General features: G+C 38.8%; 19 protein-coding genes and 2 tRNA genes. 6 read left to right on the plus strand and 15 right to left on the minus strand.

The window, feature by feature from the left end; translation table 11 throughout:
* Positions 1 to 79 precede the first annotated feature (79 nt).
* A complete protein-coding gene (locus tag ALE3EI_RS06580; RefSeq protein WP_186992141.1) occupies positions 80 to 1,594 on the minus strand; it encodes a GH3 auxin-responsive promoter family protein in 1,515 nt (504 codons plus the stop codon).
* 45 nt (positions 1,595 to 1,639) lie between these two features.
* Between ALE3EI_RS06580 and ALE3EI_RS06585 the strand changes: the two genes are divergently transcribed.
* Positions 1,640 to 2,434 (plus strand): DUF2797 domain-containing protein, encoded by a 795-nt coding sequence (locus tag ALE3EI_RS06585; protein WP_186992143.1) that lies wholly within the window; start codon positions 1,640 to 1,642, stop codon positions 2,432 to 2,434.
* Here the strand turns inward: ALE3EI_RS06585 and ALE3EI_RS06590 are convergent.
* On the minus strand, positions 2,431 to 5,082 hold the full coding sequence (locus tag ALE3EI_RS06590; protein WP_186992145.1) for an AsmA-like C-terminal region-containing protein: 2,652 nt from the start codon (positions 5,080 to 5,082) through the stop codon (positions 2,431 to 2,433). The two genes, ALE3EI_RS06585 and ALE3EI_RS06590, sit on opposite strands and share 4 nt — an antisense overlap.
* An 11-nt stretch (positions 5,083 to 5,093) precedes the next feature.
* Positions 5,094 to 5,828 carry a queuosine precursor transporter gene (locus tag ALE3EI_RS06595; RefSeq protein WP_186992147.1) on the minus strand — a complete coding sequence of 245 codons (735 nt, stop codon included), beginning with the start codon at positions 5,826 to 5,828 and terminating at the stop codon, positions 5,094 to 5,096.
* Positions 5,829 to 5,939: 111 nt separating this feature from the next.
* Here ALE3EI_RS06595 and folK point away from each other — a divergent pair, with 111 nt between their 5' ends.
* Positions 5,940 to 7,052: a 2-amino-4-hydroxy-6-hydroxymethyldihydropteridine diphosphokinase gene (gene folK / locus ALE3EI_RS06600; RefSeq protein WP_317173006.1), complete on the plus strand. Its 1,113-nt coding sequence runs from the start codon at positions 5,940 to 5,942 to the stop codon at positions 7,050 to 7,052.
* Here folK and ALE3EI_RS06605 read toward each other — a convergent pair.
* Positions 7,049 to 7,594: an RNA methyltransferase gene (locus ALE3EI_RS06605; protein ID WP_186992149.1), complete on the minus strand. Its 546-nt coding sequence runs from the start codon at positions 7,592 to 7,594 to the stop codon at positions 7,049 to 7,051. The two genes, folK and ALE3EI_RS06605, sit on opposite strands and share 4 nt — an antisense overlap.
* 146 nt (positions 7,595 to 7,740) lie before the next feature.
* On the opposite strand from ALE3EI_RS06605, the gene mutS reads away from it, so the two are divergent.
* The 3 genes from mutS to ALE3EI_RS06620 all read left to right on the plus strand — a co-directional run bounded on the left by mutS (position 7,741) and on the right by ALE3EI_RS06620 (position 10,634).
* The gene (mutS, locus tag ALE3EI_RS06610) at positions 7,741 to 10,356 is read left to right on the plus strand and encodes a DNA mismatch repair protein MutS (protein WP_186992151.1); all 2,616 of its coding nucleotides are present in this window, start codon (positions 7,741 to 7,743) and stop codon (positions 10,354 to 10,356) included.
* Positions 10,357 to 10,461: 105 nt separating this feature from the next.
* A tRNA-Gly gene (locus ALE3EI_RS06615) sits at positions 10,462 to 10,534 on the plus strand.
* Positions 10,535 to 10,548: 14 nt separating this feature from the next.
* Positions 10,549 to 10,634, plus strand: a tRNA-Leu gene (locus tag ALE3EI_RS06620).
* Between the two features lie 390 nt (positions 10,635 to 11,024).
* Here ALE3EI_RS06620 and ALE3EI_RS06625 read toward each other — a convergent pair.
* From ALE3EI_RS06625 to ALE3EI_RS06655, 7 genes are all read right to left on the minus strand, one after another.
* The gene (locus ALE3EI_RS06625) at positions 11,025 to 11,606 is read right to left on the minus strand and encodes a YdeI/OmpD-associated family protein (RefSeq protein ID WP_186992152.1); all 582 of its coding nucleotides are present in this window, start codon (positions 11,604 to 11,606) and stop codon (positions 11,025 to 11,027) included.
* Positions 11,607 to 11,660: 54 nt separating this feature from the next.
* Entirely contained in the window at positions 11,661 to 12,179 is a 519-nt protein-coding gene (locus tag ALE3EI_RS06630) for a hypothetical protein (protein ID WP_186992153.1), read from the minus strand.
* A 228-nt stretch (positions 12,180 to 12,407) separates the two neighbouring features.
* Entirely contained in the window at positions 12,408 to 12,836 is a 429-nt protein-coding gene (locus ALE3EI_RS06635) for a hypothetical protein (protein ID WP_186992154.1), read from the minus strand.
* A gap of 123 nt (positions 12,837 to 12,959) precedes the next feature.
* Complete coding sequence (locus tag ALE3EI_RS06640) at positions 12,960 to 13,175, minus strand: hypothetical protein (protein ID WP_186992155.1); 216 nt, start codon at positions 13,173 to 13,175, stop codon at positions 12,960 to 12,962.
* Positions 13,176 to 13,250: 75 nt separating this feature from the next.
* Positions 13,251 to 13,505 (minus strand): hypothetical protein, encoded by a 255-nt coding sequence (locus ALE3EI_RS06645; protein ID WP_186992156.1) that lies wholly within the window; start codon positions 13,503 to 13,505, stop codon positions 13,251 to 13,253.
* 47 nt (positions 13,506 to 13,552) lie between these two features.
* A complete protein-coding gene (locus tag ALE3EI_RS06650; RefSeq protein WP_186992157.1) occupies positions 13,553 to 14,323 on the minus strand; it encodes a TIGR03915 family putative DNA repair protein in 771 nt (256 codons plus the stop codon).
* Between the two features lie 5 nt (positions 14,324 to 14,328).
* Entirely contained in the window at positions 14,329 to 15,600 is a 1,272-nt protein-coding gene (locus tag ALE3EI_RS06655; protein WP_186992158.1) for a putative DNA modification/repair radical SAM protein, read from the minus strand.
* A gap of 105 nt (positions 15,601 to 15,705) precedes the next feature.
* Between ALE3EI_RS06655 and ALE3EI_RS06660 the strand changes: the two genes are divergently transcribed.
* Positions 15,706 to 16,476 carry a LexA family transcriptional regulator gene (locus ALE3EI_RS06660; protein ID WP_186992159.1) on the plus strand — a complete coding sequence of 257 codons (771 nt, stop codon included), beginning with the start codon at positions 15,706 to 15,708 and terminating at the stop codon, positions 16,474 to 16,476.
* Positions 16,477 to 16,524: 48 nt separating this feature from the next.
* Here the strand turns inward: ALE3EI_RS06660 and ALE3EI_RS06665 are convergent, their stop codons facing one another.
* From ALE3EI_RS06665 to ALE3EI_RS06680, 4 genes are all read right to left on the minus strand, one after another.
* Positions 16,525 to 16,794: a hypothetical protein gene (locus ALE3EI_RS06665; protein WP_186992161.1), complete on the minus strand. Its 270-nt coding sequence runs from the start codon at positions 16,792 to 16,794 to the stop codon at positions 16,525 to 16,527.
* A gap of 37 nt (positions 16,795 to 16,831) precedes the next feature.
* The gene (locus ALE3EI_RS06670) at positions 16,832 to 17,083 is read right to left on the minus strand and encodes a hypothetical protein (RefSeq protein ID WP_186992163.1); all 252 of its coding nucleotides are present in this window, start codon (positions 17,081 to 17,083) and stop codon (positions 16,832 to 16,834) included.
* 23 nt (positions 17,084 to 17,106) lie between these two features.
* Positions 17,107 to 17,328 (minus strand): hypothetical protein, encoded by a 222-nt coding sequence (locus tag ALE3EI_RS06675; RefSeq protein WP_186992165.1) that lies wholly within the window; start codon positions 17,326 to 17,328, stop codon positions 17,107 to 17,109.
* Between the two features lie 88 nt (positions 17,329 to 17,416).
* Positions 17,417 to 18,664: a 3-deoxy-D-manno-octulosonic acid transferase gene (locus tag ALE3EI_RS06680; protein ID WP_186992167.1), complete on the minus strand. Its 1,248-nt coding sequence runs from the start codon at positions 18,662 to 18,664 to the stop codon at positions 17,417 to 17,419.
* Between the last annotated feature and the right edge of the window lie 47 nt (positions 18,665 to 18,711).

An 18,711-nucleotide genomic window follows, 5' to 3' on the forward strand; every position in this document is an offset into this window, starting at 1 on the left:
AACGGGAAAACTATTCGATAAACTGCAGTTTTAAAACTAAAATAATGTTAAACGCCTTAAAATCAGAGAAATAAAGATTTTATTGATTTAAGGACAGCAAATCTTCAAGATATTCCCTTGAATTTGAAAGTCTTGGAACTTTGTGTTGTCCTCCCAGTTTGTTCTTCAGTTTTAACCAATCGTAGAATAATCGTTCTCTTGCGCAGTGGATCTTAGGTGCTTTTAGCGTGGTATTATTAAAACGCTTGGCTTCATAGTCACTGTTCACTTCTTGAAGCGACTTATCCAAAAGCGTTGAAAATGTTTTAAAATCGGTTGGTGGTGTTTTAAACTCAATGATCCATTCGTGTGCTCCTTTTTCTTTTCCCTCCATAAAAATTGGGGCCGCAGTATAATCTACGATCTCGGTATTCGTGAGTTCGGTGGTTTTTCGCAGTGCAGCTTCGGCATTTTCAATAATAAGCTCTTCCCCAAAGGCATTTATATGGTGTTTGGTGCGACCGGTTACTTTTATTCTGTACGGATCTACCGAGGTAAAACGCACCGTATCCCCAACTTTATAACGCCAGAGTCCAGCATTTGTCGTAATTATTATGGCGTAATTTTGCCCTTCTTCCACCTCACTTAGCGGTATTATTTTTTCTTCTGAAGTACCATAGCCATCCATAGGAATAAATTCGTAAAATATCCCATAATCGAGCATGAGTAGGAGTTCGTTGTTGTCATTCTGATCTTGAATGGCAAAGAATCCTTCTGAAGCATTGTAGATCTCATAGTATTTAAACTCATCTTTTGGGAGTAATTTTTTGTACTGAGCCACATAAGGATCGAAACTCACCCCACCATGGAAATACACTTCGAGATTAGGCCAGATCTCAAAGAGATTGTTTTTTCCGGTAGTTTCCGACACGTTATTTAGCAACACCAGCATCCAAGAGGGAACACCCGCCAGACTGGTAACATTCTCTTTGATCGTTTCGTTTACGATGGCCTGCATTTTCGATTCCCAGTCACTCATCAGCGAAACTTCATTGCTGGGAGTACTGCTAAATTCGGCCCAGAAGGGCATATTATCAATTAAAATAGCCGAAAGGTCTCCAAATACGGTCCCATTTTCCTGATAAAGCTCTTTACTGCCACCTAGTCTGAGACTTTTCCCCACAAACAACTGGGAATTGGGGTTGTTGTTCAAGTACATACAAAGCAGATCCTTGCTGGCTGCGTAATGACAATCTTCTAAGGAATCGGAACTTACCGGGATGAATTTACTCTTGGCGTTGGTGGTTCCACTGGATTTAGCGAACCATTTTATTTGAGAAGGCCAAAAGATATTGTTTTCCCCTTTTCTGGAGCGCTCTATCCGTGCTTCGTTCTCTTCATAAGTGGTAACCGGTATTCTTCTTGCAAATTCTTCATAGCTTCGAATAGTCGCAAAATCATACTCTTTTCCAATTTCAGTGTTTTTTGCTTTTATAATTAAGTTTTGCAATAGCTCGTTCTGTACCTCAATGGGATATTTTAAAAACAGCTCGATCTGGTGAAACCGTTTTTTTAGAAACCACGATGCAATAGAATTCACTATGGGTATTGGCATATTTTTGAGCTATCTTTATGCTTTAAAAATAGCAATTTTCTTCCAATGAATTACGAAGGGGTCTTAACAAAAATGCAGACAGAGAACGGTTCACCTATTCAATACTACCTTATTTTCGAAAACGATTTTCTCAATATGAATCAATTGTTAGACAAAAAGCTGTCCATTAAGTTCTTAGGCTACCAATGTCTCAATTGTAAATTACAGAAGAAGATCTACCGTCAAGGGTTTTGTTATGATTGTTTTTTTCTAATTCCGCAGGCTGCAGACTGGGTAATGCGTCCTGAATTGAGCACGGCGCATTTGGATAAGGAAGACAGAGACCTCGAATACGAGAAAAAAGTTCAGCTTCAGCCTCATATAGTGTATCTGGCAAATAGCAGTAACGTAAAGGTTGGAGTAACCAGGAAGGCTCAGATTCCCACAAGATGGATCGATCAAGGGGCTCATGAAGCCATAGAGATCGTTGAAGTTCCAAACCGGTATCTCGCCGGTATCACCGAGGTTGCACTAAAGGAGCATGTAAGTGATAAGACCAATTGGCGTACCATGCTTAAGAATGAGATCGAGGACGAAGATCTAGTGGATTGGCGAAACAGATTAAAACAGTATATCCCGGAGGAAGCTCAACCGTATTTTATAGAACGTAATACCGAGACAAATCTGGAATTCCCTGTGCTGCGCTTTCCGAAGAAATTAAAAAGCCTGAACCTTGAAAAATCCCCATCCTATGAAGGAGTATTAAAAGGAATAAAAGGACAGTACTTGCTATTTGAAGACGATACGGTTTTTAATGTCCGCGGCAGTGAAGGTTATGTGGTAGGCCTTACCATAAATTAACCTCCCTTTCCGGTAGAATCGGTTTCTTTCTTATTTTTTCCGAACAATCCTCCAAGAATATCCTTTACTACCTGCGTCGTATTTTGCTGAGTTCCCTTTGGATCCGGATTTGACGCATTGGTAGAGTCCTTCGGTTTTGTAGTGTTATTTCCTTGTCCGATTAGATCTTCAAGAATATTGGTTCCTTTGTCTTTTAATTCCTGTTTTTGCTTATAAATAAGTTTTTGAGTAAGTGTTTTTACAGCCGCTTCAGTATTTACTGAAATGTTAGGGCTGCTAAGCGTTCCTTTTATCCCAATGGGAAGTGCTACCGACATGTTTTCGGCATCCCCCGGATCCAACTTGGACAATAGTTTGGTTACCTCACCACCCAAATAACGTGCAGGCACATCCATTGAAAGATTATAATCGATGGTTTTGTCCAGTCCGTGACTCCCCGAAGCCGTAATTTTTACTCCTTTTACATTAAAATCGAATGGTTTTACTTCGATCTTTCCATTGTTAAAGGTTAAGGCCGTGCTTACATCTCGCAAACTTAATCTGTCGATATTCAGAAAAGCAACCTTATCTCCAAGCTTGGAGAGCAGCGGTGCTTTTTGTGGATCCACTTCGGCAGTAATTATACGCGCCAGACCACTTCCCACGAGCGATGATAATTTTGGGGTGAGATTTTCGTTAAGCTCTCCATTTAATTTAAGCGTGGTGTTGATATCGCCGTTGAGTGCATTCGCTATGGGTGCGATATACTTCAGAATTTCTAACTGAGTAAAGGATTGTGCGATATCAATTTTGCTAAGATCAAGGTCCATAGCAAAGGTTGGTGTAACGTTTTTCGTGGAAACATTCCCCGATAGTGCAATGTTTCCGCCAAATATATCTGAAGTTACATTATTAAGAGAAGCAGTTTCTTCCCTTACCCTGGCAGTGCCTTTTACATTGTTCAGTGTAATATTATCGTACACTACCTTATTGGCTGTAAAATTAAGCGTGGCGTCGAGAAAATCGGGAATCTTAATGGCATCTTCTTTTTTAGCAGCAGTTTTTGAGGCTGAAGTGTTGGTTTCTGAAAGGCTTGATTCGGGTTCTTTAAAATCATTTAGATTAAAAGTGTTGGACTGTACGTTAAAACTTCCTTTTAGATCCTGCTTTGCCATGATCCAGGGAATGAGATTTACAATATCCCCGGTCGCCTGAAGATCTGTAGTGCCTGTGGTTGCCGCCAAATTTGTGAGTTTGATGTTGTTTCCGGGACTCATGGTAATATTGGCCGAGGAGACTTTGATCTCGTCTTTGAAGGAAGCATCCTTATAACTGAAATGTGTAATGGAAGCAGAACCAGTTGTTTTAATATTCTGGTATTGTTCGTTTTCTACCGAATTCATATCAAAATTCGTATTTACATCGGCCTTGAAGATCCCGCTGAGTTGTTGTTCCATTTCCAGGGGAAGCACTTTTTCAATGTTTGCCAGGTTGATAGTGCCTTTGAGCGCTAAATTCACCAAAGCATTTTCGGTAAGATTTCGTATGCTTCCGTTGGCAGTAAAGAGTTCCTCGTCGATTTTAAAACTTAGATCGCCTATAGTAATAAATGTGTCTTTCAAAAGACCTGTTTCATTTTTGAGACTGGCATCGATAGAAATATTTCGTACCGCTTTGGGTAGATCGGGGTATTTAAAGGAAGCATTATCACTTTTAATGGCAATGTCCATCTTCGGGATATAGGTGTCGTCTATGATGCCTTTTAACGAACCGTTTACGGTAAAATTTCCAGTAGTAGTTACTCCGTCCAGTTCCTTTACATAGGTCTTCGGAATAACCGCTAAAAAGTTTTTAAAGTCGGAAGAAGGAGTTTTAAAAGCAAGGTCTATCTCGTTGTTCTCTTCATTTACTTTTACGAATCCGTCGAAAGTGAGCGGCAGTTCGTTCACTTTAGCTTCATTCTCGAGAAAAGTGTACTTCTGGTTTTCGAGGTCTAACTGAAAGATCGCGTCCAGGGCCACGCTATTTTCTTTTAGGTATTCGATATCGTCAATACGAAGAGAAACCAATGCATTGGTTTTGGTGTCCAGTTCAGATTGAGCTAATGAGAAATCACCGGTTCCCTCGTGGTTTACCTCTTTCAACATTAAAAAAGTTTTGGTTTTAGCGTCCAGATAGTTGATACGGGAATTGGTGATCTCGTATTTTTTCAGATCGAATGTGAATCCCGAATTCCCTTCAATATCGTCGGTTAGTGGTGCATCTTTTTTGATGGCAATGTCGTAGTTAGCATTTCCAGTGGAATCTATAAGAATATTGACAAATGTCTTGTCGAATGTTAAGGCATCTACCAGTATGGGATCGTCGCCGCTCTTAAACAATTGAGTGATTCCCATATCGATCTTTACAAATTCTCCCGCTGCCAGTGTGTCGCCTTCAAATGGTGCTCTGTTGATCACACTGAAATCTTTAATGGTAAGTGCCGCATCGGGGAAACTTCGGAACAGACTAAGGTCGAAGTCGTTCCAGGCGACCGTCGCATTGAGATTATTGTCTATGGTCTTTTTAACCAGTTTCTCTAATGTTCCTTTTAGGAATAAGGGTGATAATGCCAATACTACAAGTATGATGGCAAAAAAGATTCCTATTATTTTTAATATTTTTTTCATATTTCAATTTTTTATTTTGAATCTTCTACAGATTCAACTCTCCTTAAATTCAGGCTGTCAATTTCTTCTCCTGTTTTGAGATTAAATCTTTTCCGGAGGGCAAAAACCGCTGCATATAAAAACGGAGTGTCGAGTGCGGCAATTAGAACTTTAAATAAGAATCCGCTAAGCAACAATGGCCAAAACAGTGCCCAATCGATCTTTCCGAAGCTGCATAATAAAAACAGCACCGTTGAGGTGTCTACCAGCTGTGAGAAAAAGGTGGAAAAATTATTCCGAAGCCACAAATGCCTGCCATTAGTCAGTCGTTTCCAGAAATGGAAAATATAAATGTCTATATATTGAGCTAGCAGATATGCCATCATGGAAGCGAATACTGCAATAGCTGTTGCGCCGAATACCCTGTTAAACAGAGCGTCGTCTATTGGGCTCCAACTGGTAGCAGGGACTTCAGCAGAGGCAAACACGATCAATAAGGAAAAGAACGAGGCAAAAATACCTGCCGTCACAACTTCGTTGGCCTTTTTCCTTCCGTAGACCTCGCTTATAATGTCTGTTATAAGAAAAGTTATTGGATAGGGCAGAATTCCTACCGAGATCTCGAAGGTGTATATTCCGAAGAAATCCCAATAAAAGAATTTCTGAAAGATCAAATTGGAAGCTACTAGTGAAGCTATAAACAGCGCAGCTAAGATGAGATAGATGCGTTGCGCCAACAATTGATCCTTTACAGTATGTACAGCCACTTAATTTGGTTAAGTATACAAATTTAATGGTCAATCTTTTTCTTTTCCTTAATTTCGTCTTAAATGTTAAAATAGCCTTGTATTAAACCAAATCAGCATATATACCTCGCGCTGGGGAGCAACCTCGGAAATAAATTTGAACACCTTCAAACGGCCGTAAACGCTGTATTTGAGAGGATTGGTACTATCTTAAAAATATCTTCGGTTTACAGAACTCCCGCCATGGGCTTTGAAGGAGATGATTTTTTGAATTGTGTGTTATGGGTGCAAAGCTCACTACCTCCTAAGCAGGTACTGCAAATTGTACATTCCATTGAAACGGAGATGGGACGCATACGTAAAAAAAGCAAGGCATATGAGTCACGGCCTATCGATATCGATGTTCTTTTAATAGACGATCTGGAGATAAAGACAAAAGCGTTGACGATCCCTCACCCGGAGATCTCGAACAGAAGGTTTGTATTACAGCCTTTGGCCGAAGTGAACTCACAGTTGATCCACCCCTTGCTTAATAAGAAGGTGATCAAACTCTTGGCTGAAACTTCCGATAACAGTGAGATAGAAAAACAATCGAAATGGCTCCGAAACCCAAGGCAGGATTATGATCTTTCGGCTTTTAATTATATAGCAATAGAAGGTAATATAGGCGCTGGAAAAACTAGTTTGGCAGAACGAATTGCCGCTGATTTTAATGCAAAGTTGATCTTGGAGCGATTTAAGGACAATGCGTTTTTGGCCAAATTCTATGAAGACAAAGCGCGATATGCCTTTCCTTTAGAGATGGCTTTTTTGGCAGATCGCTATCAGCAACTATTGGAGGATATTAATCAGTTTGATCTTTTTAAGGATTGTGTTGTAACCGATTATGATGCTTATAAATCCTTGATCTTTGCCAAGGTGACACTTCAGGAGGAAGAATTCAACCTGTATAAAAAATTATTTCATCTTATGCATAAAGAATTGGCAAAACCCGATATTTATGTATATTTATATCAGCATACAGATCGATTACTGGCAAATATAAAGGCTCGGGGACGGAATTATGAGCAGCGTATTGAGGCCGGATATCTCAAGCAGATTCATGAAGGATATTTAGCCTTTGTTAAAGGTCAACCCAGAGACAAGGTAAGGATCATCGATATTTCGGAGATGGATTTTGTGCAGAATAGAAGCGACTACCTTAAAATTCTGAAGCAGATCACAGGGGATACAGGCGAACATTAGAGTTGAAGTTTTTTCAGTTTACTGAAAAGATCCCAGATCACAACCCCGGCACTTACAGAGATATTCAACGAATGCTTCGTACCGTATTGGGGGATCTCTAATACTACATCACTTTTTGAAACCACCTGTTGTTGCACTCCTTTTACTTCATTTCCAAAGATCACGGCATATTTTGTATCCGGTTTAATGGTAAAATTCTGAAGGAACACGGCCTGCTCTGCCTGTTCAACTGCCGCTATTAAAACGCCTTCATTTTTAAGTCTTTCTATTACTTCGGAAGTCTCTTTAGCATATTCCCAGGCAACGCTGTCGGTTGCTCCCAAAGCTGTTTTCTGAATATCTTTGTGAGGAGGTTTAGCTGTAATTCCGCACAGATATATCTTCTCGATCAAAAACGCATCGGCAGTCCTGAAAACTGAACCTATGTTGTTTAAGCTTCTTATATTATCAAGTACTATGATGAGAGGTGTTTTTTTTGCGACCTTGTAATCCTCGACTCCAATTCGATCGAGTTCGCTATTTTTTAGCTTCCTGTTCTTCATAAGTCAAAATTAGGGTTTTCAGGATAGAATAATTGTTAATAAAAGTGGATAAATGGACTTTGATTGGTTTCAAAAACCAAGAGAGATTTTTTACATTTACTACATACACAAAAATGAAATGCAGTCCGTTCTAAAGGACATGGATCATGGCGAAGAAGGTAACTCCATTAATGAAGCAATACAATACGATAAAAACGAAGTATCCCGATGCTTTGTTGTTGTTCAGGGTGGGGGATTTTTATGAGACTTTCGGAGAAGATGCAGTACGCGCCGCAGCCATTCTTAACATTACACTTACGGCACGAAACAATGGAGGAGACCATGTGGAACTGGCCGGCTTTCCGCATCACAGTTTAAATACCTATTTACCAAAACTTGTTATGGCAGGGTGCAGAGTAGCCATTTGCGACCAGTTGGAGGATCCTAAACAAACAAAGACCATAGTTAAGCGAGGTGTCACCGAATTGGTAACTCCGGGCGTGGCACTTAACGATGATATATTATCTTCAAAATCGAATAACTTTCTGGCCAGTGTTCATTTTGGCGAAAAGAATTTGGGAGTATCCTTTCTGGATGTTTCTACGGGCGAGTATCTAACCTCACAAGGCTCGCCTGAATATATAGACAAATTGCTTCAAAATTTTAATCCTAGCGAAGTACTGTTCAGTAAACAAAAGAGAAATCAATTTACAAAAACGTTTGGGGACAACTTCCATGTGTTTTATCTTGAAGATTGGGTTTTTCAGCCAGATTATGCCAATGAATTACTTCAAAAGCATTTTAACACCAATACTTTAAAAGGGTTTGGAGTAGATCACCTGGAAGAGGGCGTTATTGCCGCGGGTGCTGCCTTGCACTATTTAGGGGAAACACGGCATACACAGTTGAAGCATATCGCCAGAATTTCACGAATTGCCGAAGATGAGTATGTCTGGATGGATCGGTTTACGATAAGAAATCTGGAATTGTACCATTCTCATCAGCAAAATGCCGTGACCTTGTTAGATGTTATCGACAAGACCATCTCCCCAATGGGCGGAAGATTGCTCAAACGTTGGATGGCATTGCCATTAAAGAATGCAGAGAAGATCGTTAGCCGCCATGAAGTGGTAAGTCATTTTCTAGAGGATTTGGCTGGATTAGAGCGTATGCGTCTTCAAATAAAGAAAATAGGTGATTTAGAGCGATTAATCTCCAAGGTAGCTACAGCCAGGATCAATCCTAGAGAGGTCGTTCAGTTAAAAAATTCACTTGAAGCCATTGTACCTGTAAAAGCACAGGCACTACACAGTAAGAATAAGTCACTGCAACGTTTGGGAGAGCAATTATCAGATTGTGAGGAGCTTCGGAATAAAATAAAGAAAACCCTCAACGAAGTCTCTCCTGTAAATATTGTAAAGGGTAATGCCATTGCTACCGGCTTCAATACCGAATTAGATGAATTGCGAAGTATTTCTTCAGGCGGAAAGGAATACCTTGATAATATGCTTCAAAGGGAAGCAGCGCGTACCGGAATTACATCACTAAAAATTGGTTCCAACAATGTATTTGGTTACTACATTGAGGTAAGAAACACACATAAGGATAAAGTGCCACCCGAATGGACGCGCAAGCAGACTTTGGTCAGCGCCGAACGCTACATTACCGAAGAGCTTAAAGAATACGAAGCGAAAATTCTTGGCGCAGAAGAAAAGATAAGCACTTTGGAACAGGAATTGTTTGCATCTTTGGTATCCTGGATGCTTCAATATATTGGCGAAGTGCAGCAAACAGCCTCGGCTGTTGCTCAACTGGATTGCCTGGGATCTTATGCCATACTGGCTCAAACCGCAAATTATACCCGTCCGTTGCTCGATGAGAGCTTCGATCTCGATATTAAGGAGGGTCGACACCCGGTAATAGAGCGGCAGTTACCTCCTGATGCCCCTTATATTGCCAACGATGTCTTTCTCGATAGGGAAAACCAGCAGATCATCATGATCACAGGGCCCAATATGAGTGGTAAATCGGCTATTTTACGGCAAACAGCACTCATTGTGCTGTTGGCACAGATGGGAAGTTTTGTCCCTGCTAAAGCCGTGAGAATGGGATGTGTGGATAAGATATTTACCAGAGTGGGTGCTAGTGACAATATTTCGATGGGTGAATCGACCTTTATGGTGGAAATGAACGAAACGGCGAGTATATTGAATAATATTTCGGAACGCAGCCTGGTATTGCTCGATGAAATAGGGAGAGGGACCAGCACGTATGACGGGATAAGTATTGCTTGGGCAATTAGTGAATATGTACACGAGCATCCTTCCAGAGCCAAGACCTTATTTGCTACTCATTATCACGAATTGAATGAAATGACCGAGACTTTTTCCAGGATTAAAAATTACAATGTTTCGGTAAAGGAATTAAAAGACACGGTTTTATTTCTGCGGAAACTTGTACCCGGCGGGTCTCAGCACAGTTTCGGGATTCATGTAGCAAAGATGGCCGGAATGCCGCAAGCCGTGTTACAGCGGGCTAACAAGATCTTAGGTCGGTTGGAAAAATCACATTCTTCGGAAGAACTTACCGACGAGATGAGGGCAATTTCAAAAGATGAGATGCAATTGAGTTTCTTTAAGCTGGATGACCCATTGCTGGAGGAGCTTAGAGAAGAGATTTTGGATATCGATATCGATACGCTTACTCCGGTGGAGGCGTTAATGAAGCTAAATGAAATTAAAAGGATGCTACAACGAAATGCTTCTGTAAAGCTGAAAAAATAGTGCGTTTATTCACAGAAATATTTTAGTAAAAATATCTTTGCTTTTGCTTTAAAAATTTTAAATTTGCGTCCGCTTTAGCGATAAAGCCACGTTCTTAATAAATCTGCGAAAATAGCTCAGTTGGTAGAGCGCCACCTTGCCAAGGTGGAGGTCGCGGGTTCGAATCCCGTTTTTCGCTCTAAGTGTTACCCTGCTGAAGTGGTGGAATTGGTAGACACGCTGGACTTAAAATCCAGTGGACAGAAATGTCCGTACGGGTTCAAGTCCCGTCTTCAGTACAGATGAGTAAAAACCAAGCCGAAAGGCTTGGTTTTTTTGTTTAAAAAAATTCGGAAGCTTGCTTCAAGATATTTTTTTAAACAAAAAAGGCGATTCATGAAATGAATTGGTTTTTATTTTGACGCTGTTGATTTGGGACTCGCCGCAGGCAATTCCCGTTAGATTAAATTCGGAAGCTTGCTTCAAGATATTTTTTTAAACAAAAAAGGCGATTCATGAAATGAATTGGTTTTTACTTTGACGCTGTTGATTTGGGACTCGCCGCAGGCAATTCCCGTTAGATTAAATTCGGAAGCTTGCTCTAAACTATTTGATCCAGTTACCTATATTAGGTTTTCCAAGATTATCTGAATAATAAGATGCCGGCAGGTATTCTGAACGAGAACAATTTAACGATCATTCAGCCCCTTACCGTTCAGAATATGTTCCATATATTTTTCAACCCTGGAGGTTCGTGTTTTTGATTGTTTAGCCCCTGAAAAATAAAGCAGATATCCTCGTTTACGTCCCGGAGTTAACGCTTCAAATGCATTTTTTAAGTCAGGAATCTCTTCTAATTTCGTTTGAAATTCGACAGGGATTTCAAATTCTGATGTTTTTTTATAGGCCACTTCCAATCCTGCTTTTTCGACTTCTATAGCTTCATAGATGTAGGATCTAATAACCGCCTCCAATTTTTTGATTTCCTTTGAATTAGTAAATCGCAACTGACGGGCAGATTGAACGTTTTTTGTTTGTTGCACCAGAATTTTGTTGCCGTCTTTTAATAATGCGCCCTTAACAAACAAGAGTGCACAATATGCCTTAAATCCGTGAATTAGTACAATGTTACTATTTTGAAATGTGTAGCAAGGAACACCCCACTTTAAAGTTTCGGTAAGTCCGCAATCCAAAATAATGGATCGAAGCAGTTGATATTCATGTTGCCAAGGCGTATCTTTTTCAAAGAACCAATCGACTTCAGGATTCATAATTATTTAGTTTTCAGTTGCTGTAGGCACCTCATAAAATTGGAAAGAGAGTTTTTACAAATCATCGCTCCAAATCTTTTTGATCTCGTCGTCTACATCTTTCTTAAGGTCATCACTGCCATCGGACTTTTTGCTGATCATGATAGAGATATAGACTAAAAACAGTAGTATAGGAAGCACTATAGGTAGTGAGTACCAGAAGTCGAATTCATCTATATATTGGATCTTGTAATTTATAACCCCCGAAAACTGGAATAGGAACATAGTAAACGGGACGAGAATTGCGTATTTCCACCAGTTCTTTGAAGTTAAGAACCATATCCCGGTGAGCAATACAAATGTAAGTTTGGTGATGGCGGCATGAACATAGATTTGAACATTGTTAAACCCTCCGGATTCTACAGTTCCCAGAAAAGTATGCCATTCGTTGGAATCTGCCGGAGCATATTTATAGAGGTAGAATAAAAAAGGTGTTGCGATCAATACTATTGAGAGCAACACCCCTTTAACGATATTCAGTTTCCTACCCGTTTGGGGGAATCTCGTACTTGTTCTTGTCGATTTGTTGGTCATTAGATACCAGTGATTCTGGAGTACAGCTTGCCATAAATGCAAGCACAGCTAAAATAAACATTAGTTTTTTCATAATAATAAGTATTAAAGGTTTAAAAAAAGTAATCTACTTATTATTAAGAAAATTCTTACTTCATAGAATAACTACTTATCAAATAGTTATTTACAATTTAATATTCGTACCGTTCAATATGAATCTGTAAGAAAACCCTTCAAATGTAATCTTTTTTATTTTTTCTGAAAGAGGTACTTATGTAAAAAGTCGATCAATTTGTTACCCAGTGGAAAATACAATGCGAAGAACAGGGTCATAACCAGAGCGAATGTATATTCACCAAAATATTGAACCAGTATATTGTCGGGGTAAACGTAGGAAGTCTTTAAAGCATATCCGGCAAATTCGAGCAATCCCATGGCGAGAAGGCCGTAACAGTATTGATTAAAGAATGAATAGTCTCGCAATAGAACAGAAACCGGAACCATATAAAGAATGTAGCAGGTTATTATTTGCCACCAATGTGTAAATTTTGCGATTTCGGCATACTGACCAAAAAAATTCATTCCCAGTCCCCATAGAAAATAGATGATCACGTACAAAAGTAGCTTTGAACCGCTTAGACTTTTAAAATTTTCGATTAGTTTTCTTATGATAATCATAGGGAATTAACTGTGGCAAGGTAAAGAATTAGAGCATCATTGAATAATTTGTAAAACTCACTATTTCGCGATATTGTATAAAAAAACCCTGCATTGCAGGGTTTTTTTATCATGTAACAGCAATTAATTATCGTCGTTACCTTCAATTTCATCTTCCACGTCATTGGCTGCGTCCTCGATAGCGTCACCCGCATCGTCAACCGCATCTTCAATAGCGTCTCCGGTGTCATCTGCCATTTCTTCTACTTCAACTTCTACTTTTTCCTCTTTAGTTTCTCTACAAGAGTAGATTGATAGTACTAAGCATAATGATGCAAATGATAAGACTAGTTTTTTCATAATAGTTGTGATTAGTGATTATTAAGGGATAAAAATATGAAAATTATCAGGGATATTACCTATCCCTTAAAATTTTTATGCATCATCTTCTCCTGTCATTTCATCGGTTCCATCAATTTCTTCCTGAATTTCTTCTCCTGCTTTTTCAAGCGCCTCTCCCGTTTCTTCAGCAGCCTCCTCTATGGCCTCACCGGCTTTTTTCAGGTTATTTTCTGTGTCTTCAGCAGCAGCTTCAATGGCTTCTTCGGCCTTTTCTCCTGTAGTTTCTCTACACGAATAGAAGGCAAACACCATGCAAATAGCAGCAAAAATTATAAATATTTTCTTCATAAGTAAGGTAGTTTATAGTTTAACAATCCTTAAAGGTAAAAATATTTTTAATACAATTCCTTTTCAGTTAGGTATTTCCAATACCTTTTAGGTACATGTTGAAGGTGAAGTTTCGTATTCTTCCTAGAAACTATATTGGTCATTTTAAAATAACTTTTCCACAAAACTTGGAAGTCACTTTCGTCCCTAGTGTAAAAAAGAGCTTTGTTTTGGGAGGAAAGGGCATCCTTTTTAAAATCAATCTTCACTATGATTACATGATTTCCGTTATAATAAAGACCATAGTTGCGCTTCTCATCATAAATTATCCATTTTTGATCGGCATATCGCTTTTCAAAATGAGAGCAAATTAAAGGAAGTACATTGTAATCGGGAGAAATTGTAGCAAAATAGATATTGTCTTTAGTTTGTTTAAAACGTACGAAGGCTTCCATTCGATGTTTTTCGCGATGAATCTTTTTTGCAATTTGAGATAATTTTAGAACCACCGGGGAACTGTAATCTGATGCGATACACTTCTCCGACTGTAGTGCTATTTCTATAAATTTTAGCATAAGATCTTCTCCTCCGATAATTTCAGATAGATAGGCCTTATAGAGAAAGCTTAAACCTTTACTTGAACATTTCTGTTTCAGCTTAAGCCACACTCGTTCGGCTTTTTTATCATTCGTTATCACTTCTTCAATGCTATCGAAAAGATTTTTGGACGTGAAAGCAGCCTTGCGAATGCGCACTTGCTGCATTTTATATTCATACTTTATGAATACAGCTGATAAGAACCCGTTAAAGGAACCATCATACATTAAAATTGTAGTCATCTCACTTAGTTGATGGAGTTAAAGAGGTTGAGCTGTTGGTCGAATGTTTTCCTGAATTTACTAGTGGAATTTTGAAGTATTAGCCCCTTTATCTGAGCCGCCGTGCGATCCTTCGATTCATATTCACCCGAATTGCAAAGAATAAAATATTTGGCTCTGTTGGATGCTATACCTAGTGCTTTCAGATGATCCCAATTTAACCTTCTGAATCGGCGAGCCTGAATTATCTTATTTACCGATTTTAAACCCACACCAGGAATTCTGGCAAGCATGAATTTGTCAGCTTTGTTTATATCTAAGGGAAATAAATCTAAGTGCCGTAGTGCCCAACTTAACTTAGGGTCGATATCGGAATCAAGGTTTGGATGCTCAGGAGTAAGGAGTTCGCGAATATCAAAGCCATAAAATCTTAAAAGCCAATCGGTTTGATACAACCGATTTTCTCTTAACAAGGGGACTTCGGTCCCAATGGCCGGTAACCTCTCATCATAGCTTATAGGAATATAGCCCGAATAATAGACACGTTTCAAATTAAATTGTTTGTAAAAATATGCCGAACTGTACATAATTTCTGCGTCTGTTTCACCCCCTGCTCCGATAATCATTTGGGTACTTTGACCTGCCGGCGCGTATAGCGGGGTATTTTTAAATTTTCTCTTGTCATTCTTATATTGAATTATTTCGTTTTTCACTTTATTCATGGGCATAATAAAATCTTTCCTGTCTTTATCGGGGGCTAAAAGTTTTAAGCCCTTTTCAGTAGGAATTTCAATATTAACACTCAATCTGTCCGCGTACAATCCTGCCTCTCTCATAAGTTCATCACTTGCGCCGGGAATAGATTTTAAATGGATATAACCATTAAAATTTTCTTCCAGTCTCAATTTCTTTGCAACACCTATCAATCGCTCCATAGTATAATCAGGATTCTTAAAAATTCCACTGCTTAGAAACAAGCCTTCAATGTAATTTCGCCGATAAAATGCAATGGTAAGATCTACTACCTCCTGCACTTTAAAAGCGGCGCGTTTAATATCATTACTTTTCCTTGTGACGCAATAGGCGCAATTGAATATGCAGTGATTGGTCAAGAGTATTTTCAATAAGGATACGCAGCGGCCGTCTTCAGTATACGTGTGGCATATCCCAGAGCTTGAGCTATTGCCCAATCCTTTATTTTTATTTGTACGAGTACTGCCGCTTGAGGAACAGGAAACATCATATTTAGCAGCATCGGCCAGGATGTCTAATTTTTCTTTAATTCTTTCGTAATTCATAGCCTATAAATTTGGAAATATGCCAAAAATATGGAATAAATCCATGTTTTTGAATAAATAATTAAATTTATTTAGGAATATTTCCAATATTTCTTAACTTTGAGTATGGACTCAAAATTATCTGTGGAAGCGAGAAGATTCAAAAAGGTACGGGAAGAGCTTGATCACACCCAACAATCTTTCGCAAAATTACTTGAAATAGGTGCCAGTACTGCCGACATCGAAAGAGGTAAAACAAAGGTACCCGGAAAAGTTGTAATGAAATTGTTGCAGCTTTTTAACATCAACCCCTTATGGCTTTATGGGAATAGTTTTGTTCAGTACGTCGATCTAAATGGGGGAGATGTAAGTCCGAAAGTTATCAGCATCGATTCAAATGATAAGGACACTATACTTTTGGTGAATCAAAAGGCAGCTGCGGGATATCCTCATAATATTCAGGATGTTGATTGGTACCAGTCTCTACCGGCATTCAATATTCCATTACCCCAATATCGAAATGCAACCTATCGCGGATTTCAGGTGGAAGGAGATAGTATGTTGCCTAATATTCGACCTAATGAATGGGTGTTGGGAAAAGCTGTTGCGAGTATTTCAGAGGCCAGTGACAGCAGGATCTATATTGTTGTGCTTAAAGATTCGGTGTTGGTTAAAAAGCTTCAGAAAATCTTAGGATCTCCGGACAAAGTAAGATTACAATCTCTAAACCCCAGTTATTTACCGATAGATGTTCCAATCACAGATATTCAGGAATTGTGGATGGTAAACAGCAAGCTAAGTTTTGGCATTGACGAGCCTTCAGATAGTACGTTGCTACGGCAGCTTCAAGAGTCCATGGAAGAACTTAAAGGTCAGATTAATAACTTAAATACATAAAAAAACGACCCCGTTTGAGGTCGTTTTTCATGATATTAATGGTAATAATTAGGCGTCGTCGTTTTCGGTTTTCACCTTCATTTTCGATTCGCCATCTTCAGTTTTAATTTTTACTTCCTTATTCTCTGTTTCCATTTTAATCTTGGTCTCATCGTCATCGGTTTTCACCTTTATATCGGCTCCATCTTCCTTCATTTCTTTAATGATGGCCTCTTCTTGAGTCATCTCTTCGTCTGCTTCTTTATTAGTATCTCTACATGATGTAAATGATACACTTAGGAAGAGTACTGATAAGAACACAATCGCTACTTTTTTCATAATGTACGTTATTTGTGATTAGATTTATTAATGTGGATTAGGCGTCGTCTTCACCACCTAAACCGGTGTTTTCTTGGGCTTCATTAACTCCTTCTTGGATGGTATTTTCCACAGGGTCTGAAGCATCGTCATCTACAGCATCTTCCACAGCGTCTTCGGCATCATCCATTGCATCCTCTATATCGTCTGCAACGTCTTCAACGTCGTCGGTTTTTTTAGTATCCCTACATGACACAAATGCTGTGCTAAATGTAAGAATCATCGCTAAGCTTAAAACTATTTTTTTCATGACAGTTCTTTTTTTAATGTTATTTAATCGTCGTTACCAATTTTATCGATTTCTTCATTAATTTCTTCATTCACCTCTTTGTCGACCTCTTTGGCAGCTCTTTCCAGAATACCTTCAGCTTCTTCGGTTGTTGTTTCGGTCTCAACTTTTACTTCTTTGACGACCTCTTTGGTTTCGGTTTCCCTACAAGAGGTAAAAGAAACAGTAGCAATCACAAGGGTTGCAGTAATAAAAAATCTTTTCATAATGTTGTGGTTTATTGTTAAATGTAAAGACAAATCTACAGATTTTAACATTTGGCAAATGGTAAAGTTTTACTAATAATTTTAACAATTAGCTCATTTTCTCCAATTTTTTAACATAATCCATCGTTTTCTCTGTTGCACCGATATTACTGTTCACAAAATGCTCGGTTATCATTGCTGTTTTTGATCTGAATTTTCGGTCTTCGATCAACTTGGTAAAGACTTTATTACATTCTTCTGCGTCTGATACAGAAAACAATCCGGCCAATTGCTGAAGTCTGATCGCTTCAGGAAACTTTTCATAATTTTTTCCAATTATGACCGGCACCCCAAAAGTAGAGGGCTCAAGAATATTGTGTAGTCCTGAAGTGCCCATAGCGCCTCCCACATAGGCAATATCGGCATAATTGTATATTTTACTCAATAAGCCTATGGTGTCTATAATAAGGATAGGATATTCTAAGAGCGTCTTATCATCCATTTCAGAATAAAGCACTGCCGGCTTCTTCAGCCGTTTTTTAAAATTTTCAATTTTTCCGATTTCGATCTTATGTGGTGCGAGAATAAATTTTACATTTGCCGGAGCAGCATTTATATACTCCAATAATATGGCTTCATCTTCTGGCCAGGTACTTCCGCATACCACGCATAAATTATCCTGCTTAAATTCTTCAATAAATCCTAGCGTATTATCCCGCTCTATTTGTTGTGAGACTCTGTCGAAGCGCGTATCACCACTCACAGTAACATTATGTATCCCAATACTCTCAAGCAATTCTTTAGAAGCTTTATCCTGAACGAATAAATGCGTAAAAGTTCTTAAGGCCTTCCGCATAAAACCTCCAAGTGGTTTAAAGAACATTTGCTCCTTTCTGAACAAGCCAGAAACCAATAATACGGGTATCTTCTCTCTTTGTAAACAAAACAAAAAATTAGGCCAGAACTCGTATTTCACAAAAAAGACCAGAGATGGGTGTACCAACCGGATAAATTTTCTGGCACTGGTCATGGAATCCATGGGTAAATAAGTTACCACATCTGCGACATTTGTATTCTTTTTGATCTCATACCCTGAAGGTGAAAAGAAGGTAAGGACTAATAAATAATCAGGGTACTCTTTTTTAACTGCTTCCATGATGGGTAAACCTTGTTCGTATTCTCCCAAGGAAGCACAGTGAAACCAGATGGTCTTGTCGGTTTCTGAAATTTTATTCTGAAGGGTTTCAAAGATTGTTTTACGCCCTTGGACAAAGAGTCTTAATTTTTTACTGAACCACTGCGCGATCCACAAAAGGAAGTAAGTAATTCGGGTTAAAAAATTGTATAATATTAGCATGAAGATCAACTTAACTGCTAAAATACGCTTCTTTGTTAAATTACATT

This window comes from Constantimarinum furrinae, assembly GCF_014295415.1.
Lineage (GTDB): Bacteria > Bacteroidota > Bacteroidia > Flavobacteriales > Flavobacteriaceae > Constantimarinum > Constantimarinum furrinae.